This window comes from Zobellia sp. OII3 (assembly GCF_002211465.1).
GTDB classification, from domain to species: domain Bacteria; phylum Bacteroidota; class Bacteroidia; order Flavobacteriales; family Flavobacteriaceae; genus Zobellia; species Zobellia galactanivorans.
In genome coordinates, this window is sequence record NZ_MWRZ01000003.1 from 237,676 (window position 1) to 256,994 (window position 19,319).

The 19,319-nt window shown below is 44.8% G+C and carries 7 protein-coding genes; 1 reads left to right on the forward strand and 6 read right to left on the reverse strand.

Annotated features, from left to right (window positions below; translation table 11 throughout):
• Positions 1 to 40 precede the first annotated feature (40 nt).
• Complete coding sequence (locus B4Q04_RS11855) at positions 41 to 12,343, reverse strand: T9SS type B sorting domain-containing protein (protein WP_088696936.1); 12,303 nt, start codon at positions 12,341 to 12,343, stop codon at positions 41 to 43.
• 167 nt (positions 12,344 to 12,510) lie between these two features.
• On the opposite strand from B4Q04_RS11855, the gene B4Q04_RS11860 reads away from it, so the two are divergent.
• Positions 12,511 to 13,593 carry a hypothetical protein gene (locus tag B4Q04_RS11860; RefSeq protein WP_013994230.1) on the forward strand — a complete coding sequence of 361 codons (1,083 nt, stop codon included), beginning with the start codon at positions 12,511 to 12,513 and terminating at the stop codon, positions 13,591 to 13,593.
• A 61-nt stretch (positions 13,594 to 13,654) separates the two neighbouring features.
• Here the strand turns inward: B4Q04_RS11860 and B4Q04_RS11865 are convergent, their stop codons facing one another.
• From B4Q04_RS11865 to B4Q04_RS11885, 5 genes are all read right to left on the reverse strand, one after another.
• Positions 13,655 to 14,713, reverse strand: coding sequence for a nucleoid-associated protein (locus tag B4Q04_RS11865; protein ID WP_013994231.1), 1,059 nt, complete (start codon positions 14,711 to 14,713; stop codon positions 13,655 to 13,657).
• Between the two features lie 97 nt (positions 14,714 to 14,810).
• Positions 14,811 to 15,305, reverse strand: coding sequence for an IS1096 element passenger TnpR family protein (locus B4Q04_RS11870; RefSeq protein ID WP_013994232.1), 495 nt, complete (start codon positions 15,303 to 15,305; stop codon positions 14,811 to 14,813).
• Positions 15,306 to 15,332: 27 nt separating this feature from the next.
• Positions 15,333 to 16,367, reverse strand: a complete 1,035-nt coding sequence (locus B4Q04_RS11875; RefSeq protein ID WP_088696937.1) for a COX15/CtaA family protein — start codon at positions 16,365 to 16,367, stop codon at positions 15,333 to 15,335.
• 80 nt (positions 16,368 to 16,447) lie between these two features.
• Positions 16,448 to 18,376, reverse strand: a complete 1,929-nt coding sequence (locus tag B4Q04_RS11880) for an OmpA family protein (RefSeq protein WP_088696938.1) — start codon at positions 18,374 to 18,376, stop codon at positions 16,448 to 16,450.
• 1 nt (position 18,377) lies between these two features.
• On the reverse strand, positions 18,378 to 19,316 hold the full coding sequence (locus B4Q04_RS11885) for a type IX secretion system membrane protein PorP/SprF (RefSeq protein WP_013994235.1): 939 nt from the start codon (positions 19,314 to 19,316) through the stop codon (positions 18,378 to 18,380).
• Between the last annotated feature and the right edge of the window lie 3 nt (positions 19,317 to 19,319).

Sequence of the window (19,319 nt, forward strand, 5' to 3'; positions counted from 1 at the left end):
CAGCTACTATTGTAACTGCCTTTTTTCTAGTTGATTGTGCTTATCGGTAGAGGGTGAAATGTCCGACGAATTCCCTTGTGTCGGCCTCACCGTTCAATTTAATGATGTACCAGTAATCTCCAGAAGGAAGCTCTGAGTCTTGGTAAATTCCACTCCAACCATCTTGGTTGTCCTTGAACCGGTATACGGTACGACCGTATCTATCATAGATGCTGATAAAGATATTCGGGAATATTTCAATGTTTTTCGGTTTCCAAATATCATTGGCACCGTCTCCGTTAGGCGTAAAGAAATTAGGAATCTCGATATCTATAAATTCCATAAAGATACTTTCGGTAGTCTCGCAGCCGTTTTCATCGACTACGGTAACCAAGTAGGTATCCGTTTTGGTAATATAGAAGACATTATCGGAACCATTGTTGGTGTCACCGAAATAATAGGTATATCCTTCCCTACCACCGTTAACCGTTGCGGTAATCTCATTGATATTGGTCTGTTCTACCGTTAGGCTCAATGGCTCGAACGACTCTACCTCAAATTCGTAGGTCGCCATACAGCCGTTCGCATGTGAAATGGCAATGTAATGGGGACCAGGAGCGAGATCCCTAAAGAACGGATTCAGTTGCATTTCAGATGGATCGGTGGTGTCTAGGCCGAACAGCACGTCTTTTTCTATGCTCGTATCATCAAGAACTATATTCACGTAATTGTTAGGTGTATTGCCGTTACATCCGTAGACGGGTTGTACAAAAGCTCCTAGGTTGACTCCATGGTCTATGGTTACCGAGATATTCTCTTCACAGCCTTGGGCGTCTTGAACGTAGATGATATAGAATCCAGCCGCCAAACCGGTCAAACTGGTACGGTCTTGAACAAAATCGGCTTCTGTGGCCAAGCGTGTGCTATATGGGGCCGTGCCACCGGTAATGGTCAATTCAATGGCTCCATTTTCCTCGCCTACACATATCTCGGGTGATGCGGTAGCAGTTACTTCAAGTACCGTTGGTTCGGTTATGGTAGCGTCGATTACCTCAAAACAACCGTTGGAGTCTTGTGCAATAATGGTATAATCACCTGGGGCCAGTTCTTCAAAAACATTGGTATTGCTAAACCGACTCAAGTTCGGGGAAATGGCATATTGATAGGTACCTGTTCCGCCAGTCATGTTCACCACGATGTTACCGTCATTGGCACCGTTACAGGTGACATTGTTAATTTCGGTGTTGACCATTAAAGGCGCTGGCTCGTCTATGCGGATTTCTTGGGAAACCAGCTCGCAATCTTCGCTCTGTACCCTTACGAAATAGCTTCCCATTGGCAGGTCGGTAAACAGGCCTGATGCTTGGTTCGCCCGTATCTCGTTGGTAAGTGCGGCATCGGAGAAAAGGGCGTATTGGTAATTGCCCAATCCGCCTTCGGCCTCGGCCTCGATGGCTGCCGTGCTTTGTCCGTTACAGTTGACCGTAGCGGCCGAATCGTCTATTGAAACCTGTAGCGGTTCTATCGGATTAATGGTAACACTGTTGGTCAGTACGGAGACACAATTAAAACTATCGCGAATGTAATACTCATAAACACCAGGTGTTATGTTGGTGAACAAATGACTGTTCGGTCCACTGGTTTCGTTCATGGCATTGTAGGTAGTTCCATCCGTACTCCACATGTAGGGAGCGGTACCACCCGAAGCCGTCAATAGCAGTTCGGCATCGGACAGGCAGGTCAATCGCTGTGCCGTAACCAGTTGTCCCCCTACTTCGGTAGGTTCGACAATTTCTTCAACAGCGGTTTCAAAGCTACAGTTCATATCATCTAAAATGGTGATACTATAGAAACCGGACCTTAAGTTGTCGAAGGTACTGGTGGTTTGCGAACTCGATGTTTGCAATAGGGTCGTACCTGTGGCATCGGCATAGGTGTTGAGAATGTACCTGTAATTTGTGGTTACATTTCTTGGGGCTACCGCAGCCGTGACGGAGGCATCCGTATCGCCAATACACAGCAAGGTCGTACTTGAAATGGTAGCCGTAATCGGGTCGGGTACGACGAGTTCGAAGGCATTGGCGAAAGTCGGGTTACAACCTAAGTTATCGGTTACTTCCACGGTATACTGTCCGGCGCCCAATCCTTGGAAAAGGAAACTATGTACTTGGTTGGCCGTGTACGAGGTGCCTGAGGCATTATGGGTCAAGATAATGTCATAGGGTGCTTCGCCTCCTAGGGGTACGATATTGGCACTACCAAGATCGTTGGTACAACCTACGTCTTCCGTATCGATCGTTGCCAAGGTTATGGGTGCGCTTGGTGTGGTAATGGTAAACGAACGGACTTGACTACAATTCGGTAAATCATCTTGTACCACTTCTACCAAATAATTTCCGGCAGGTACGGCAATGACCGGGGTAGGCCCTACATTGACCGAACTACCCGTGATTACCGCTGGTCCGTCGTCTGAGCGGTCCGCAGGGGTGTCATTGGTGTCGTAGATATAGTATGAGAATCCTGTGGTATACGTAGCGTCTACGAGGGTCAATCGTATGCTGCCGTTATCGCCATGACAGACTACATCGGACAGCTTTTCAACGACGACATCAAAAGTATTGGGTTCTTCGACAGTATGGGTTCGGGTAATTTCGCATCCTGTGGTGATATTTCGAATACCAAAGGTATAGGTGCCCACGGCCAAATTCAAGAACTGGTTCGAAGCTTGGTATGTGGCAGATGGTAATTGCCTGAACTCATAGTTGCCAGGGTTGGACGTAAAGTCGGTAAAAGTGCTGCTAACATCTATACTGATGTCTTCGCCACTGTTGATACAGCTTATGTCCCTATCTACGGTGATGGTAGCATCTACCAAGGCATCGTAGGCGTTTATGGTAACAGTTTGTTCTGCAGAGCACCCGGCATCATCGAATACACGGACAATAATACTACCTCCGGCAAAATCCGTATAGGTATATGTCGGGCTTAATCCACTTTGTAAAATAGTACCTGTTGCAACATCTTCAAACTCGTAACGGGAATAGGTGCTGCTGCCACCTGACAGGGAAGCCTCGTCCAAGGTGATTAGGGCATTGTTGACCGCATTATCGGAAGTACAGCCAAATTGATCTACAACTGGTGTATCGAAAGTAATGGCCGGGCGTTCGTCAACCACAATAGTACGGGTTGTTGTGCAGCCATTTGTTCCTGTTGCAAGAACGTCATATGTGCCGGCAGCAAGGCCTTCAAAACTATTTGTCGTAGTATTGAATGTTGCGCTGGCGGGACTTAAGGTATATAACAAAGGATTAATGCCATTATTTATTTCGGTAATCGCTATTGCACCGTCAGTACCTCCATTACAAGTAACATCTGTCGCTGTTGCCGTAAAGTTGGGTACAACGGCATCTTCTACTTCCAAGGTGAATGTAATTGGGTTGCATAAAGGAGTGTTGGTATCATAAACGGAAACGGTATATGTTCCTGCGCTTGAAGCCCCATCCCAAACAATGGTATTCGCAGGACCGGGTATTGCCGTTCTTGCTTGGTTGACCGGTCCGGAAACTTCATATTCAAAGGAACCGTAGCCGTCAAAAGCGGTAATCGTAATTTCGGCATTCGGACTGCCACTACAATCCAATAACTTGGTAATCTGTGCCGTAGCCTGGAATTTAGGCGCTATATCGAAGTTTTCCGAATTACCACATCCATTTACATCGGATATCGAAATGGATTGTGGCGAAGTGGAGGAACTTAATCCCGTAACAGTGTAAACCCCACCAACAAAATTGGCACTTTGTAGGGCACCGCCGTTCACACTTATGTTGTACGGAGCGGTATCTGGGGTGGTCAATGTCACTTCTACGGAATAGTTGCCTTCAGCCACACAATAGTCGCTTATGACGATCGTATCAATTTCAGGGGCCGTATCAAAGCCTACGGTAACCGAAGTGTGCTGGATACAGTCATGGGCATCTTTAATATAGACGATATAATCACCTGCGGCAACGTTTTTCACGGTACCGGTTTCCCATCCGCTTGATGTTGTGGTCGGGGCCGTAGCCGTATCGGGTAAATATTGATATTCATACGGACCCACCCCGTAGCGTCCCGAAGCTGTAATGGTACCATCTTCGTTACAGTTGGCGTTTTTAGTGGCCGTAGCGGAAACTTCCAATAGGGTAGGGGCCTGTTCGATTACAAAGATGTCCGAAGTATTTACACAACCGGTATTGGTCCCGTCCGTCTCCGTGAACAGAATATAGAATTCACCGGGAGGCAGAAGGTCTTTTATTTCGGTTTCGGGGCCTCCGACAGCACCTGAAATACTTCCGGTTATTCCGGTACTTGTATTTGTTGCGTAATGGAAAATTTCATAGCCAACGGTAGTGGCATCGTAACCCGAAATGGTAAACTCAACCTTTCCGTCGGAACTGCCGAAGCACGTAATCGGTGTTGTACTGTCTATGGTAGAAGTTAAATTGGAACTGGTAGAAACCGGAACCGTAGCTTCTTGCATGTATTCACAGTTGGTATCCGTATCGTGTACAATAAAGGTATAGGTTACACCCGGTGTTAAGCCAGTAAAATTATAGCTGTTGTCCAATACCGCATCTTCCGGGAACCAAGCGGGATCGCTAGGATCATACGGAGGTGCCGGGAATACGGCGAAATAGAACGAACCGGCTCCCAATGGGCCTGTAGAAGCTTGGGCCTCCACTAGCATTTCCCCACTTCCGGGCGTACAACCAGAGGCGCCTTGGGTCGTAATCAAAATATCCGGACCTGTGGCAATCGTAACCGAGCTCACGGTTTCACAACCATTATGGTCGGTTACGGTAACCGTATATTCTCCAAAATTCAGACCGGTAAAGGTATGGTCATTGGTGCCCGAAGAAGTGTCGTAAGTTTCAGAAACGCTAAAATCGGCATTATTGACCCTATAGGTATACGTTGCAGTACCTCCAGTGGCATCGATAGTAATCGTACCCAACTCTGTGCCAGTAGGCGTACATTGTAAATCGGTAGATACAATATTCGGATTTATAATAGTTGGCTCATTAATAGTCGTAGTTCCTGTTATGGTACAATTTTTACTATCGGTTACGGTAATCGTATAATCACCTGCGGCCAAACTCGTGGTATTCTCGCCATAATCCGTTGAGGTAGTCGTGTTGTACACATTGATGGTGTATGGTGCTAAACCTATGGAAGTATCGATGTCGATATCCAAGGCACCGGTATTGTCTCCGTTACAGGTTAGGTGGGTCGGGGTAATAGTTGTTATTGCCGGGGAAACGGCTTCCGTAACCGTTACGGCATTGGTAACAAATGTACACGGCGTAGGGGTTGAGGTGTCGGTGGCCCTAAAGTAATAGGTGCCTGCAGTACTTGTAGAAAAAGTATCTGCGGTAAATCCGGTAGCATCCCATGGTCCCGTCGTTGAAGTGGACCATTCATAGGTATAGCTTCCCGAACCACCAGTGATGTTGAGGTTGATCTCGGCATCGTCGGTACATGTTTTGTCCGATTGTAAAGTGGCGTTGCCGGTCAATTGCGGACTAATGGTAACACTTTTTTGTACAGGTCCACAGCTATAAGCATCCTCTATATCAATAGTGTATGTTCCGTTGGCCAAGCCCGAGAAGGTATAGGTGGTAGGGGTAGCCGATGCCGGGGTAACCCAGCCGCCGCCGTTTAGACTGAAGGTGTAGTCGCCATTACCGGAGGTGACATCAACGGTAATGGTAGCGTTGTTTGCACCGTCATAGCATTCGGTATAGGTGATATCGAAATCTATGGTTTCGGGAGCGGAAACCGTTACCGGAACAGTGGAAAGTACTTCACAACCATTGGTGTCCCTGACACGAATTAGGTAATCGCCGTCGGCCACGTTGTTAAAGATGGTGCTGGTTTGATAGCTTACAACAGGGGTGCCCGAAGTATCTTCCAATTGATATTCATAACCTGGTGTACCACCCGTAGCCGAAGCTTCTAATGTAGCTCCTGTATTGAGGCATGTATATTCTGCTGTTTGTTGTAGGCTGGGTACTATGGCCGCTGGAGCGGTCAGGGTTACCGATGTGGCCGAAGTTGCCGTACATGAATTGTCATCTACTTTTCTAACCATTATTCCATATGTACCATCGCCCAGTGTAGCAGGGGTGGTAATTGGGGAGGTAGTTTCGGCGATCCAACTCGTACCCCCGTCCAAAGAATATTCATAGCCGAAGGCAGGGTCGAAATTGTTGACTTCAAAACGGATGCTTCCGTTTGTATTGCCGTTACAAGTAGGGTTAGTGCTTCCCAATATAGCCACTTCAAAGGCTTTTCCTGTTTCTACGGAAACCGTGATGTCTTGGGTTTTTTTACATAGTTCAGGAATCTGGGAGGCCTGGATATCGTCCAAGACCAAGAAGTTTCCATAGTCGCTATCCAAGTTGGTGCGTAATATCACACCAACGCTAGTGTTTGCTCCAGGATTAAAGGTAACCTCCCTTAAATGCCAATCATCGGCATTGTTATTTTTAGGAATTGCCGTAGTGGCGGTGCTACTAATAAGGGTTCCTGAAGCATCTACAAGCTCTACAAGAATTTCAGGGTCGTTGCCCAAAGCACCGGTTTTTAATAGGTTATAGGCGTAAAAAGATATGGTAATGTCTTGGTCGGGGAGGACTTCCAATCCAGACCTAGACCATAAGATATTGTTGCTGCCCGCTGAGGTACTTACCCCTATGGCCATGAATCTGCCATCCGATAGTCCGGTATGGTCGTTAGGGGTTCTCCATGAGGTGTTGGGGTTGGTAACCGCTGTGGTGACCGTATATTCCCCGTTGACCAAAATGCCTGCAGGACCAAGGTTACAGGTGGTTGCACTACCGTTTTGCGGTTCAAAACAATAGCCAGGCCCGATTTCTCCGATGGCCGTGCTTATACCCGTGCCAAAATCTTCGAAAAACAAGGTACTTTGACTGGCGGCCAAGGTGCTTGTGTAGCCTACGGTAACGGTTTTCGTACCAGGGGTTATATTGCTGAAGATATTACTGTCAACTGGCGAATTGTCCGATCCGTCGATTTGGTAGGTATATTCAAAGTCCGTGGTGTTCGACGGGGTTATGGTAATAACGCCGTTACCATCGCAGTTATAGGTGACGTCACTGTCGAAGCTGGGGTCGGTCGGACTGTTCGGTACGGTGATTTCCATATTGAAGGTACAGCCCAAGGCATCCTTAAGTACCAATTGGTAGGTGCCCGAAGAAAGCCTTCTTTCGTTCGTAGCTTGAAACGAACTACCTCCATCAAAACTATATTCATAAGGCAATTGCCCTCCATTGGCATTTAAAATTTTGATCAAGGCCCCTGAAGGATTGCAAGAAGCGTCTTCTACGATAGCCGGTGATGCTGTAAGTCTAAACGGTTGAACGATTTCATAGTCTATGGAAGCCACACATTCGTTGCTGCCCGTACCGCTTGAATCCTTTACAGTAATCGTATAGTTGCCGCTAGCAAGGCCGTTAAAGAAATTTTCGTTTTGGTAGGTGGTGCCTCCATCCAAACTATATTGGTAGGGAGGGGTACCGCCCGAAGCGTTTATCGTCAAGACCGCGGTAGATGAGTCTGCACAAACAATATCGGTGTTAGTGGCAGAAATACTAACGGTTCCCACATCGTCCATATGTACGATATTGGAGAATCCATAACATCCATTGTCATCTTTAACAATAAAAACATAGTCGCCATCTTCGTTGGGGAAATATGTAGCGGGACTTCCCCGGTAACCGAATAAAAAGTTCGAGTTAGCGGTAAAATCCGTATCGGGGATACTGTTTTCATCGGCGTAATTTGCGATGCCGTCCTTACTCCAAATCGCATATTGATAGCCTGTGGTACCGCCCGAAGGGGTCAAGTTGATAACACCTGCGGTACACGTAATATTCTCTTGGTTTGCAGCGGTCAGTTGCAATTGTGGAATTTCATCCACGGTGATGGTCTGACTGTCGGTACAACCATCCGTAGTGCTGGTGACCACTATATAATCGCCCGGGGCAACACCAGTAAAGGTGTGCGTATTGTCGTTGACGACCAGTTCCGATTGAATGAACGAGCCGCTACCTCCATTACTGCCGTCATCTAAGAACAACTCATAGCTGTAAGTAGGTGAAACGTTCAAGGCTTGTACGGCAACGGTTCCAAGTTCGTCGCAATCCGCTGGGGTACTGCTTAGGTTGACCTGAAAGTTTCGTTCTTGAATTCCTATATCCTCGGTTTCAAAAACACAACCGTTCGGAATAGGGGCTCCCGTAGCAGGGTCGAGTTGGGTAACCTGTACTTTATAGGTGCCACTAGTGGCAATGCTAAAATCAGGGCCTTGTCCCGCGCTGAATGGAACCTCTATAGTATTGTTCGATACATTGTACAATTGATAACCATAGCCGTTACCTACACCAGTAATACGTATGGAGCCATCGGTATTACAGATAATATCCGAAGGGGTATAATCGAAATCCAAGGTGTTTTGATAAACGTTGAAATAGAATCGGCTGAAACATCCATTTTCATACGCGATAACCACTCTAAAGCTTCCGCTTTCGGTTACTGTAAAATTATTTTGTACCGTCTGTACCTCCCAGCTACATGTACTGTTTGTGTTGGCGCATTTATCGCTAACGGCCCCACAACTTGATTCGTCCAATTTTTGCCATGTTATACTTTGTGCATCAGTGATCCCCAATTGGATGGAAGCACTGTCATTGATGCCGCAAAGGAAAATGTTGGGCAGCAAACTTCCGTCTATAGAGCATTCTACAACTTCACCTTGAATGTCATTATCGGGGTTGGAATCACTATTGACTTGATTGAAGTAATCGATAATAGGGTTGGTCTGGACCGTTCCAAAACGATTTACGGTGATTCGTTCCACATGATCGGAACATCCGGCAGCTCCTGATTTTTCAACAATGTAGTTTCCTACTGTGGTGGCGGTAAAAGTACTTGGGTCGCCACTGTTGGGTAGGGTCTCCCCAGAATCGATTTGTCCGTTGTTGTTAGTATCAATTGCCCAGTTGTACGTGGTAAAACCGGAACCGGCGGTAAGGGTTACATTATCGCCACAAAGTAGGACCGTTCTGGCTAGATTACAGTTGGTGAGCGCATTGGCTACGTTATTGGTGGCAACCTCCAATGTAGTAGTACAGGCTCCTGCAGGGTTACTGCCGTCCTCGTCCGAAAAAGTATTGGTGTTCACCGTGCCGGTATAAGTGGCATAGGCCTGGTTCTCAAGTTGCGATGCACAGGCGGCAACGAACTCGGAACAATTACCGGAAATGGAAACCGTTATTTTGATCTTGTACTCCGGGTCGCCAATCTGCACCAAATCATCAGGAATGGTAAAACTGATGGTTTGCGTATTGGGGTCGTAGGTATGCGAAGCCCCTGGGGCATCACTATAATCTACATTGTCTAAAGTTACGTTGTCGGGAAGTACATCTCTTATCGTAAAATTGGTGGCATCGTCATCACCTGTATTTTGAAAACGGATGACATAGTTAAAAGTGTCTCCCAAGTTCAGGTCTTGGCCGTTAATGTTTGTTCCGCCAAGTTCCTCTGAAGTATTTCCTAAAACAATGATAGGCGCATAGACTTGGGTGTATGAAGCTGCATTTACAGTTCCGTCGATAGGGTCGACTACAGGTACTCCCGTGCCGTACTCTCCACCGTCGCCGCCATCTGCGGTGTCGTCTTTGTAAAATTCGTTGGCGTCACTACAACCGTCGCCATCACTATCTAAATCCAATGAATCGGGGTAATTGTCACCATCGGTATCACAACCGGCCGTTAAAAGCACGCCACGCATATTGGTGGGGCCCCTTACATCTTGGTCTATGGTAACGGTATTATTTCCAGAGGGGTTCCAGGCAATGGTACTGGGCGGGGTGTCAAGAACCATGGGTTCAAGGGGACTACCAGTGGTCCTTTTGCCAAATAGTTCGAATGTACCGCTTTGGTCGATTACAATCCGAATTACGGGATTACCGTTGGAGCCACTTACGGTCCATATGCTCGAATTGCCGTTTGTTCCATGTATGCTGCCATCTAAAAAGCGGGCGTAATTCCCTCCGGCACCATTTTCAAATTGTATTTCCCCGGCAATATCATTCCCATTGATGCTTAAGTAGAACGAGTTGTCCAATGAAAATACGTCGAGTACCAAATAGTTGTTGAGACTCATTAGGTTACTGGTAACCGGGGTGCCGTTAGTAATGTTGTAGGAAAGTGTGTCACACTCGTCCTCGTCATAAATACCGTCATTATCGTCATCAAGGTCAACAATGTCGATTACACCGTCTTTGTCAAAATCATTATGAACGATGATATGGGCAGAGGGGTTGTCGTCCGTAATATTGGTGTCGGGTTGATCTTGTGTGTTATATGCTGTATTGGTCAAACTTAGCAATGGCAGCGTATCGATTTCATCCGCTTGTACCTCTAGGGTCAAAAATGCGGTTTCACCACCGTTCAAGGTTCCAATATTCCAAGTGTTACCACTCCAAGTGCCTGTTATGGTCTGTGCATTTACAAGGCTCAGTCCTGCGGGAATATCATCCGTAATTCTTAAATTGGTCAATGGGCCAACACCAAGGTTTCTGACTTTTATGGTAAAGGTTGCCATTTCGCCTTCCACGATTTCAGACTTGTCTACGGTTTTGTTCACCACGACATCAGGGTCGCAATAATAGGCCGATATCGGTTGGGAATCGTAGGTACACGGTCCTTTGGTACCTCTAACGAAATAGTCTCCCGCTACGGAAGGGGCATAGCTTTCACCATTTGCTCCGGGAATCAATACTCCGTCCCCAAACCATTGGTAGGCATCAAAATTTCCCGTAGCCTCAAAAATTTCGGAACCTACAAAGCAACCGCTTCCTCCGCGAATACCTAGGTCAACGACAGGTACGGTGTCAAAACCGGAGAAATAACCGGCCACGCCACGTGCACCATTCAAACCAAAAAATCCGACCGCAATAGGGCCAGTTGATTGAACGCTTACGTTTCCGGTGAGGCTGGGTATAAAAATCGTTTTCCAGTCGGTAGATCCCGCCACCGGGGTCGAAGCCGGCAGTGCAACCGGGCCGCTGCCATCGGTTACGGAAATATTGGCATCAGGAGTGGTGGTGGCGGCAATGATGGTAACACCTCCGGTTACCGTAGTGCCCGCTATATTTCTGATGTCGGGAATGTTGTCCATTACATCGGGTAAGAGACAGTTTACCGGGGCAACAAAGTTAAGTCCGTGGGTATAAACTGCACTACCACCGGCCATTGATTGGTAGGCATAGGCATCTTTTGAGGTCGTTACCAACATATTGGCTCCGGCCGAGCTACTGGAATAGTAGGTGCCGGGAATTTCAAAATATTCGCCATTGTCTATAGTGGCAATAGGCGTAGCGCTACCGTTCACAAATATTTGTGTGTTGTCGGCAATACCTATAATCAAGGGGAATTCGGTCGAATTGGTACCATTTCCCCTAACAAAAACATAATCCTTGCCCAATCTATTTTCGGGCACGGGTTGGTCGATGGCAGCATCCCTATTGCTGTTGCCGGCCTGTCTACCGGTGTTAAGTCCACCATTACTGATAACTATATTTTTATTGGCTTCTATGCTTGCACCGATCCAACCGTCTACATGGGCGGTAGATTCCGATAAAACCGTTTCGAATACGAAAGATTCGTTGGCATCTAGGGTTATGGTATACGAATCGTCGGTAAGCCCATCGGGATCTCCTTGTAGGCGGAATTCACATCGGGGATCATAGCCGTATAAACGCACTGTGGTATTGTCTTCGGTGGCCATAATGCCCAAGGTGTTCGATTTTGAACTATGTGAACCAAGGTTGGGCAAGCCTCCCCATTTGAAACGGGTACCCATAGAAACTCTACCTTTGGAGGTCAGAGATGCTGCCTGGGCCGCTGAAACACCGCGATAGTTGACATAAAATCGGTTACCACTAGGCGATTCAAACCTTAGGCCTGCATCGTCCAATACCACTCCGGTGTGATTGTTGTCAACTAAGGTGATATTGTTGTCACCGTTACTCAAGGTATAAACGGCCGGACTAACATTATTGATATTAAAAGTAGCAATCGGAGTACCGCTTGTTCCCCTATAGGCGTTTACCGTAAAAGAGGTGGGCTCAGGCGTAGAAAGATAAATAGCCTGTTGCTGTATCGCTTGGTTGTTTTGCCCCTGTTTTAATGGGGGAAGGTAATGCAGGTCGCTCAATTGGGAGAAACCTAAAAATGCATTAAACGCTGTTAAAAAGAAAAGAACTACTTTAAGGTATGGTTTAAGCAAATTAATCATCGGTATGGATGGTTTGATGTGGAACAACAAACAAATAAAACGTACTTTGATAACATGGCTAAAAAAATGTTGGCAATCGTATATATTCTGTTGTTTTAAGTGCAAAACCTGTTTTTTAGGTTTAAATTATTTTGCAGAATTGCCTAATTTGTAAGTAAATTGATAGTATGTCAGAAGAGAGGTTAATGTCGAAAAAAAAGCCGGCCTATCCGGTGTGTAAAAAATTGGACCAATATTTAGAGCATTACAGCCGAAAAATTGAGATCCCTATTTTTTATGAAGATTTGTTGCGGTTTTCAGGGTCGGTTGTCGTTTATGATGCGGATGATGAAGATACATTGTGGGTCAGGGTCTACTACTCTGAATTCGATAGGATTGAAATAGATAATAGCCTAAAAAAGGTATATTCCATTCTACATTCCGATGGAAGCAATAATATTCACCAATACCTTAATATAGATGCCGTCGATTTTTGCACCTTCGGAAACTCAAAGCCTTTTCGAATCAAGGTAAGAAATATTCTCAACGATAACTTCACCTATTTCTATGTAAAGAAAACCGATGCGTCGCGGATATACGGACTTGAACTGGAGCACATGCTTTCGCCTTATAACCTGAATTTTTTGGTTTATAAGGATACGCTCATAGAAGAGCACATAGCGGGTATACCCGGTGATGTTTTTATTAAGGATATGTTGCCCAATTGTACCGAGTCGGAAAAATCACAATTGGCCAAAGAGTTCGTAAAGTTCAATGAGCGTTGTATGATCCGCTTATTGGGTGATATGAGATCTTATAATTACGTTATTGTTCCTGTACACGATTTTGATCATGTTGTCTACCGCATACGGGCCATAGATTTCGACCAGCAGTGTTTTGAAGGAAAGTTAAAGGTCTATCGACCTCAATTTTTTAAGGAGAACTTTGAAATGGTAGAGTTGGTCAGGAAGAAGTTGAAGCGTGATTCCGTAGATCAGTATAAACTAGAGGAAAGATCGATCGTAGCCAAGAGAATATTGAGTTCGGGGGCACGTATAAAACGATTGCGGTCTATTGGGAAAAAAGACACTATTTCTACCCAGGAAAATATTGAAATGTTGCGTGAGCAGATTTATGAACTTACGCTAGATCAGCAGTTCAGAAAGTCGAAAACTATGGGGGAAGTATTAGATCTGGCCTTGAACTTTGTACGCCGTAATTACGAAGATGTAAGTATGAAACAGATTATAGAACACCGAATAAAAATCTAAAAAAAAAAAAGCTATCGAGTGCACTGGCAATCGATAGCTTTTGATAAGAAACAATTTTGTACTAGCTTTTTTCCTCTTTGTTGAAGTATACCAAGTAATAGTACATCTGACGTTCTTCGTCCCACCCTTTTTCAACAAATTTTTCTGCCGACTCAGGGTTGATAAAATCCATTTTTATCTGAATATTGGTGTCAAGGTTGATGACGTTCTTTATCTTTTTACGGGCATCGGAAACCGCTTTGTTGGCAATGTCAAAATTGGAGACATCTTCAATACTGTATTTTGGGCCTTTTTCTTCTTTGTAATGTTTGAATTCGGGCACCAATTCGGGGTTTTCGAGTACCTCGTTTAAAAAATTGGTCTCTTCAAAAGCATCGTTTTTGGCAAAATGGTTGACTGCGCGATTCATGAAAAGCACTTCTTGCTGTTTGTCTTCGGCAGGTAATACCACGTCTTTGGCGAAATTCTGACAAAATTTCAAGTAGTTTTTGGTGTAGAAATTCTCATCGGCCAAGGGGTCGACACCCAAAAAGTTTTCGAGCCAGTATTTGGTGTCGTAGCGGTTGCTGTCTACGGAAAGTACTTTATATCCTTCCTCTTTATTGACATTAAAAATAAGACAGCCCTTGTCGAGCTTATTTATATTGATACCTTGTTGAATAACGATATCTAGGTTGTTGCCCCTTTCTTCAAACTGAAGAAAGTCGTGCTTAAGCTCGCTTTTAAAGATACCGATGGCTTCGGTCTTGACATTGTCGAGCATTACGTTTGATAAATGGGCCACGTAAACCTCTCCGCTCTTAATATGTGGGTGGTTCGATTGTTCGAAAAGGTGGGTGGCAATTTTTTTCGAATTGGCATGCATGCTCTCCGGGTCGTCGAATATGGCGGAAACGATCTTGTAAAGTTCGTTGAACTCTACATCTACATCATTCGTCAATTTAAAATAGTTCTCCTCTTTTTCGCGGAAAGGCTTGAAGAAATACTCTTTTAAAAGACCAGTGGTCTCATCATTGAGCGAGAAGGGTTCTTCGGAAAGAAAAATACCTTCACTCTTATTCTTGTTCCCCACTCGGTGCAGGGAAATCGTTTCGATTTGGGTAGGGTAGAGGTTAATCATATGTCTATAGTTTTTTTAATTTTAGAAAGGTCTGGGTACGTGTCGTACGTCCAGAAGGATGAAATGTAATGAAAGGGAATGCTATTTTAGGAAAATATCAGTTCCAGTTTTCATCAAAATCTAAATCATCGTAATTTTCAAAGGTATCGTCGAAATCGAAGGTAGGCTTCGACTCAAAGTTTTTTTCCGGAGGGGTTTCCGGAAGTTCCCCAAAACTGAACAACAGGTTCGGGTAGGTTATACCGGCCTCATAGGAAACAATATCGGCGAGTTCGACATAAAATGTCCACATACTCAAAAAGTCGTAGACATAGATAAGTTTCGGACTCTCTTCGGTCATGACATCCTCTAAGAAGGTTTCGTTCATCAAACGAACGTCAGACCCGTTTTCACTCATGTCGAAAAGGGCTATTTCTTCGTCTTGGTTCCATTCTTCGTCACAGGTATAAAACGAGGCCATTTCATTGCCCAAAAAGCCAAAAGACTGTGCTATGGCATTGTGAAACTCTTCCATAGAAGTACTGGCCTCTATTTCGAGGTCTCTGAAAATATCCTCTTGGGCATCTAAAATGACACGTATCTTATAAATCATAACCGCAATTTTTAAGGGAAGACAAAGTTACGAAGATTTATAGCTTCTTTTGGCACTTAAAGCCTCTAAAAGCAAATAAAACTGAACCCCAAAAAGTAAGCTTGCCAATACAAGATGAACCGTTTGTGAACCGAACGGAAAATCAAAGTAATACATGGCAATGCCCGAAATGACCTCAATGGACAAAAAGGCCAATACCCAATTGATCTTTAAAAAATGAAGTTTGTACTTGTAGATGCGTTGTGCCAATAATAGGTTGAGAAAGACAACTATTATGGAAAAGGTCCGATGTACGTAAAATTGCCAGTTGGCATTGGTCAACCATTGGTCTTTTGCCGCTTCGCCAAGGAGGTCTATACGGTCGTCGACAAATTGCCTGACCTGGGTGCCCAATACTACCTGAATTGTGGTCAAGGCCAATACAAGCCATAAAAGCGGTACTATGTTTTTATGCGTTTTGGGTCGTTCGGCCAGGGGCTTGGTCTCATGTATAATATAGAGGATAAACGCTACGATTACCAAGGCCATGACCATATGCACGGTGATCTTTACAGGCTCTAAAAGGGAATAGACTACAGTGGCACCCAGCCACGCCTGAAATCCCATTCCGAAGACCACCAACCAAGATAAAAAGGTTATTTTTTTGTTCGTTTTCAACAGCTTGAGCGAGAAAATAGCTAGGGCAAGGGTAGCTAAACCGGCCAAGGCCCCGAAAAGACGATTAATATATTCGATCCAAGTATGGGCAGCGTTAAATTCGGCGTAATCGTGCTTTGTGTAGGTTTTCCATTTCGACCGGTCAAAGGAAGAACCGGTATTAAAATCTTCCACTGCAACTTGAAGGGTTTGGTCAACAATGATAATTTGGCCCTTTTTAAATGGGGTATCGGGTTGCCATTGCAACTCTGAAATTTCTGTCGGGGGAATATAATGTCCAAAACATTTGGGCCAGTCCGGACAGCCCATACCACTGCCGGTCATACGTACTACGGCACCGGCAATAATGACGAAATACACGAGAACCAAAGCTACTTTCGCAACTTGTCTGAATTTTTTTTGCATAGGTGTGTTTCCTTTGTGCAAAAATAGGACTAGTTGAAGAATTTTGGCCCTTCTTCCGCTATTTCTTATAGAGGAAAAGCTTATTTTTCTATGACGATGAATTCAGAACGTCGGTTCAGCTGATGTTCACTTTCCGAGCACTTGACACCGTTGGCACATCGGTTCAATAATTGGGTTTCCCCATAGCCTTTACCTGAAATGCGAGAGGGGTCGATTCCTTTCGATGTAATATACTCGACCGTTCTCATGGCCCTTCGCCTAGAGAGCCATAAATTGTATGCATCCCCTTCCCGGCTATCGGTATGTGAACCTACGGCTATTTTTATATCGGGTCTTTTACTCATATAATCGACTACCTTGTCCAGTTCCGCATAGGCATCTTTCCGTAAGTAAGAACTGTTCAGGTCAAAATAGATGGGAGTGAGCTCCAAGAGTTTGACCAAGTCGGAACCTAAATCGGCCACCTTGGTCGATTGTTCTAGCTCTAAATGGACATCTTGAACCTGTTTTTTGTCTTTAGGGGTGAGCATATATAGGTTGGACGCTTCATAACCTTCCTTGGTGCCTGACAGCTGGTATTGTTCCTTTTGACAGGGTATGCGTAAGGTGTAGGAACCATCCGAAGCCGTTACCGTCTGCGACAGGGTTTCCCCGTCATGGGCAAATGCTTCTATTAAGGTCTCGGCCAGGGGCTTATCGGTGTCCTTGTCACGGGCGATACCTTCAATAAAGGTGAAACAATCCGAATCACTTCGCTTTAAGATATAAATATCGTCATTGCCAATACCCCCTTTTCGGTTTGAAGCGAAATAGCCGATTTCGCCAGATGCGTCCATTACCAGTGAAAAGTCGTCATCAGGACTATTAATGGGGCTTCCCATATTGGAGACCTTATCGTTTTTGTTGATGTCTATTTTAAAGATATCGAGACCTCCAAGGCCCGGATGTCCATTGGAAGCGAAGTACAGTATACCCGAATCGGAAATGAACGGAAAAGTTTCCTTTTCCTCCGTATTGATAAGTTTACCTAGGTTTTTGGGCTCCCCGAACTTGCCATCGGATAGTATATCCACTACATAAATATCAGATGCGCCCATACCTCCGGGCATGTCGGATGCAAAATAGAGCTTGGTACCGTCACTACTTAAAGAGGGGTGGGCTACCGAATAATTAGAGTTGTTAAAGGGAAGGTCTTCCGGTTCGCTCCAAGTACCATCGGTAAGCCGAGACCTGTATATTTTTAGCCTACTTATTCCGTTTTTATCTCTTTTAAACGATTTTTTAGAGAAGTTGTTTCTAGTGAAATAAACCGTTTTGCCGTCTTTTGAAAACGCGGTAGAAGATTCATTGGCTTTGGTGTTCAAGGTTTCTGAAAGTCCCGAAGCTTTTCCTGTTTGGCCATCTTCCTTAATTTCCGTTTGGTATAAATTAAGGTAGGGTAATTTATTGTATGTCTGTACATCGAGATCTCTGGCCGTGGTAAAGACTAAATTCCCCGAAAGGTATGAGGGGGCAAAATCAGATTCCTCAGAGTTGAGGTCGATCAGGTTTTTTATGGTGTATTGTTCTTTTGGAATCTGTATTTCCTTTAAATAATCCGTATTGTCGGCATAAAGACTGGCGCGGATGTCATTCTTCTTTATCTTTTTGAACTTTTCCATCCAATGGTGCGAGTCTTCATATCTTTTTATCGATTTAAGGGCAAGGGCATAGCGATAGAGGTAGTCGGGTGAGATGGCGATCTCATCGTTTTCAAGAAGTTTTTCGTACCAGAAGGTGGCTACGTCATAGTTGGCGTTGTGGTAATTGGCATTGCCCAGCTTTTTATAAATGGTAATTTCGTCATATCCTTTTTTTAATAGGGATGGATATGATTCAATATTTTGCATATAGGCATAGTGGTCAAAATTATCAGTGTCGCCTTCTTTCTTGTTTATTTGGGAATGGCCGTAAGCACCCAAAAAGAGCAAAAGAAGCGGAACTAGCTTATGTATTGGCAGGATGCTCATTTTAGAAAAATCTTGGGGTTAGGTCAATTTTATTGTTCTTGATAAATTCATATCTAAGGAATATTTCAAAAGAACCATCATTGAATTGGGTGCCGCCCAATTCCGATATTTCGCGGTCATAGGCCAGCCCGAGCATGAGTTTTTTCCCCATTTGAAACCCGAATAAGGCACTTATTGCCGCATCTAATCTATATGCCGCTCCTAAGGTGAATTTTTCATTGATCAAGAAATTAGCGGATAGGTCAACTTGGAGTGGGGCCCCGGCGACCGCTTTTATAAGGTATGCAGGCTTGAATTTTAAAGTAGGGTTAAGGTCGAAGACATATCCGGAAATCAAGTAAAAGTTCATTCGTTCGGAAGCTATTACGGAACCTTCGTCATCAGGGTTTTGAAAGTGTTCGGTCTCTAACAGACCGGGCACCGAGAGGCCCACGTAAAACTTGTTGGAGTGAAAGTAAACCCCGGCACCGATATTGGGGGAGAACTTTTTATACAGTTCGTTTTCTACCGAGGGCGCGAGACTTGCACTGTAGTTTCGCAACTTATTGAAATCAACGTTCAATAAGTGTCCGCCAGCTGTCACCCCGAAAGAGAGTTTGTATTTCTCAGAGGTCTGAACGCTGTATGAAAAAGCAACATCGAAGCTTGTGTTTTGGTTGGTGTTGTTTCCTATCTCATCGTGAACAATGGAAAGTCCTAATCCCATTTTATCCTTATAAGGACTTTGAATGTTAAAGGTTTGTGTGCTAGGGGCCCCATCAAGGCCAACCCATTGCGATCTATGCAATACAGAAACACCGAGCGCCTCCCTAGAACCTGCATAGGCCGGATTCACTGACAATGTATTATACATGTACTGAGTGAATTGCGCGTCTTGTTGGCCGAAGCAGAATGGCATCGTACAGAGTAAAAACAAGATTTTTGTTATTGTACTTTTCATGTT

Coding starts and splice junctions, on each gene's coding strand:
- B4Q04_RS11855 (WP_088696936.1), bottom strand. CDS start 12,343: ATGATTAATTTGCTTAAACCATACCTTAAAGTAGTTCTTTTCTTTTTA.
- B4Q04_RS11860 (WP_013994230.1), top strand. CDS start 12,511: ATGTCAGAAGAGAGGTTAATGTCGAAAAAAAAGCCGGCCTATCCGGTG.
- B4Q04_RS11865 (WP_013994231.1), bottom strand. CDS start 14,713: ATGATTAACCTCTACCCTACCCAAATCGAAACGATTTCCCTGCACCGA.
- B4Q04_RS11870 (WP_013994232.1), bottom strand. CDS start 15,305: ATGATTTATAAGATACGTGTCATTTTAGATGCCCAAGAGGATATTTTC.
- B4Q04_RS11875 (WP_088696937.1), bottom strand. CDS start 16,367: ATGCAAAAAAAATTCAGACAAGTTGCGAAAGTAGCTTTGGTTCTCGTG.
- B4Q04_RS11880 (WP_088696938.1), bottom strand. CDS start 18,376: ATGAGCATCCTGCCAATACATAAGCTAGTTCCGCTTCTTTTGCTCTTT.
- B4Q04_RS11885 (WP_013994235.1), bottom strand. CDS start 19,316: ATGAAAAGTACAATAACAAAAATCTTGTTTTTACTCTGTACGATGCCA.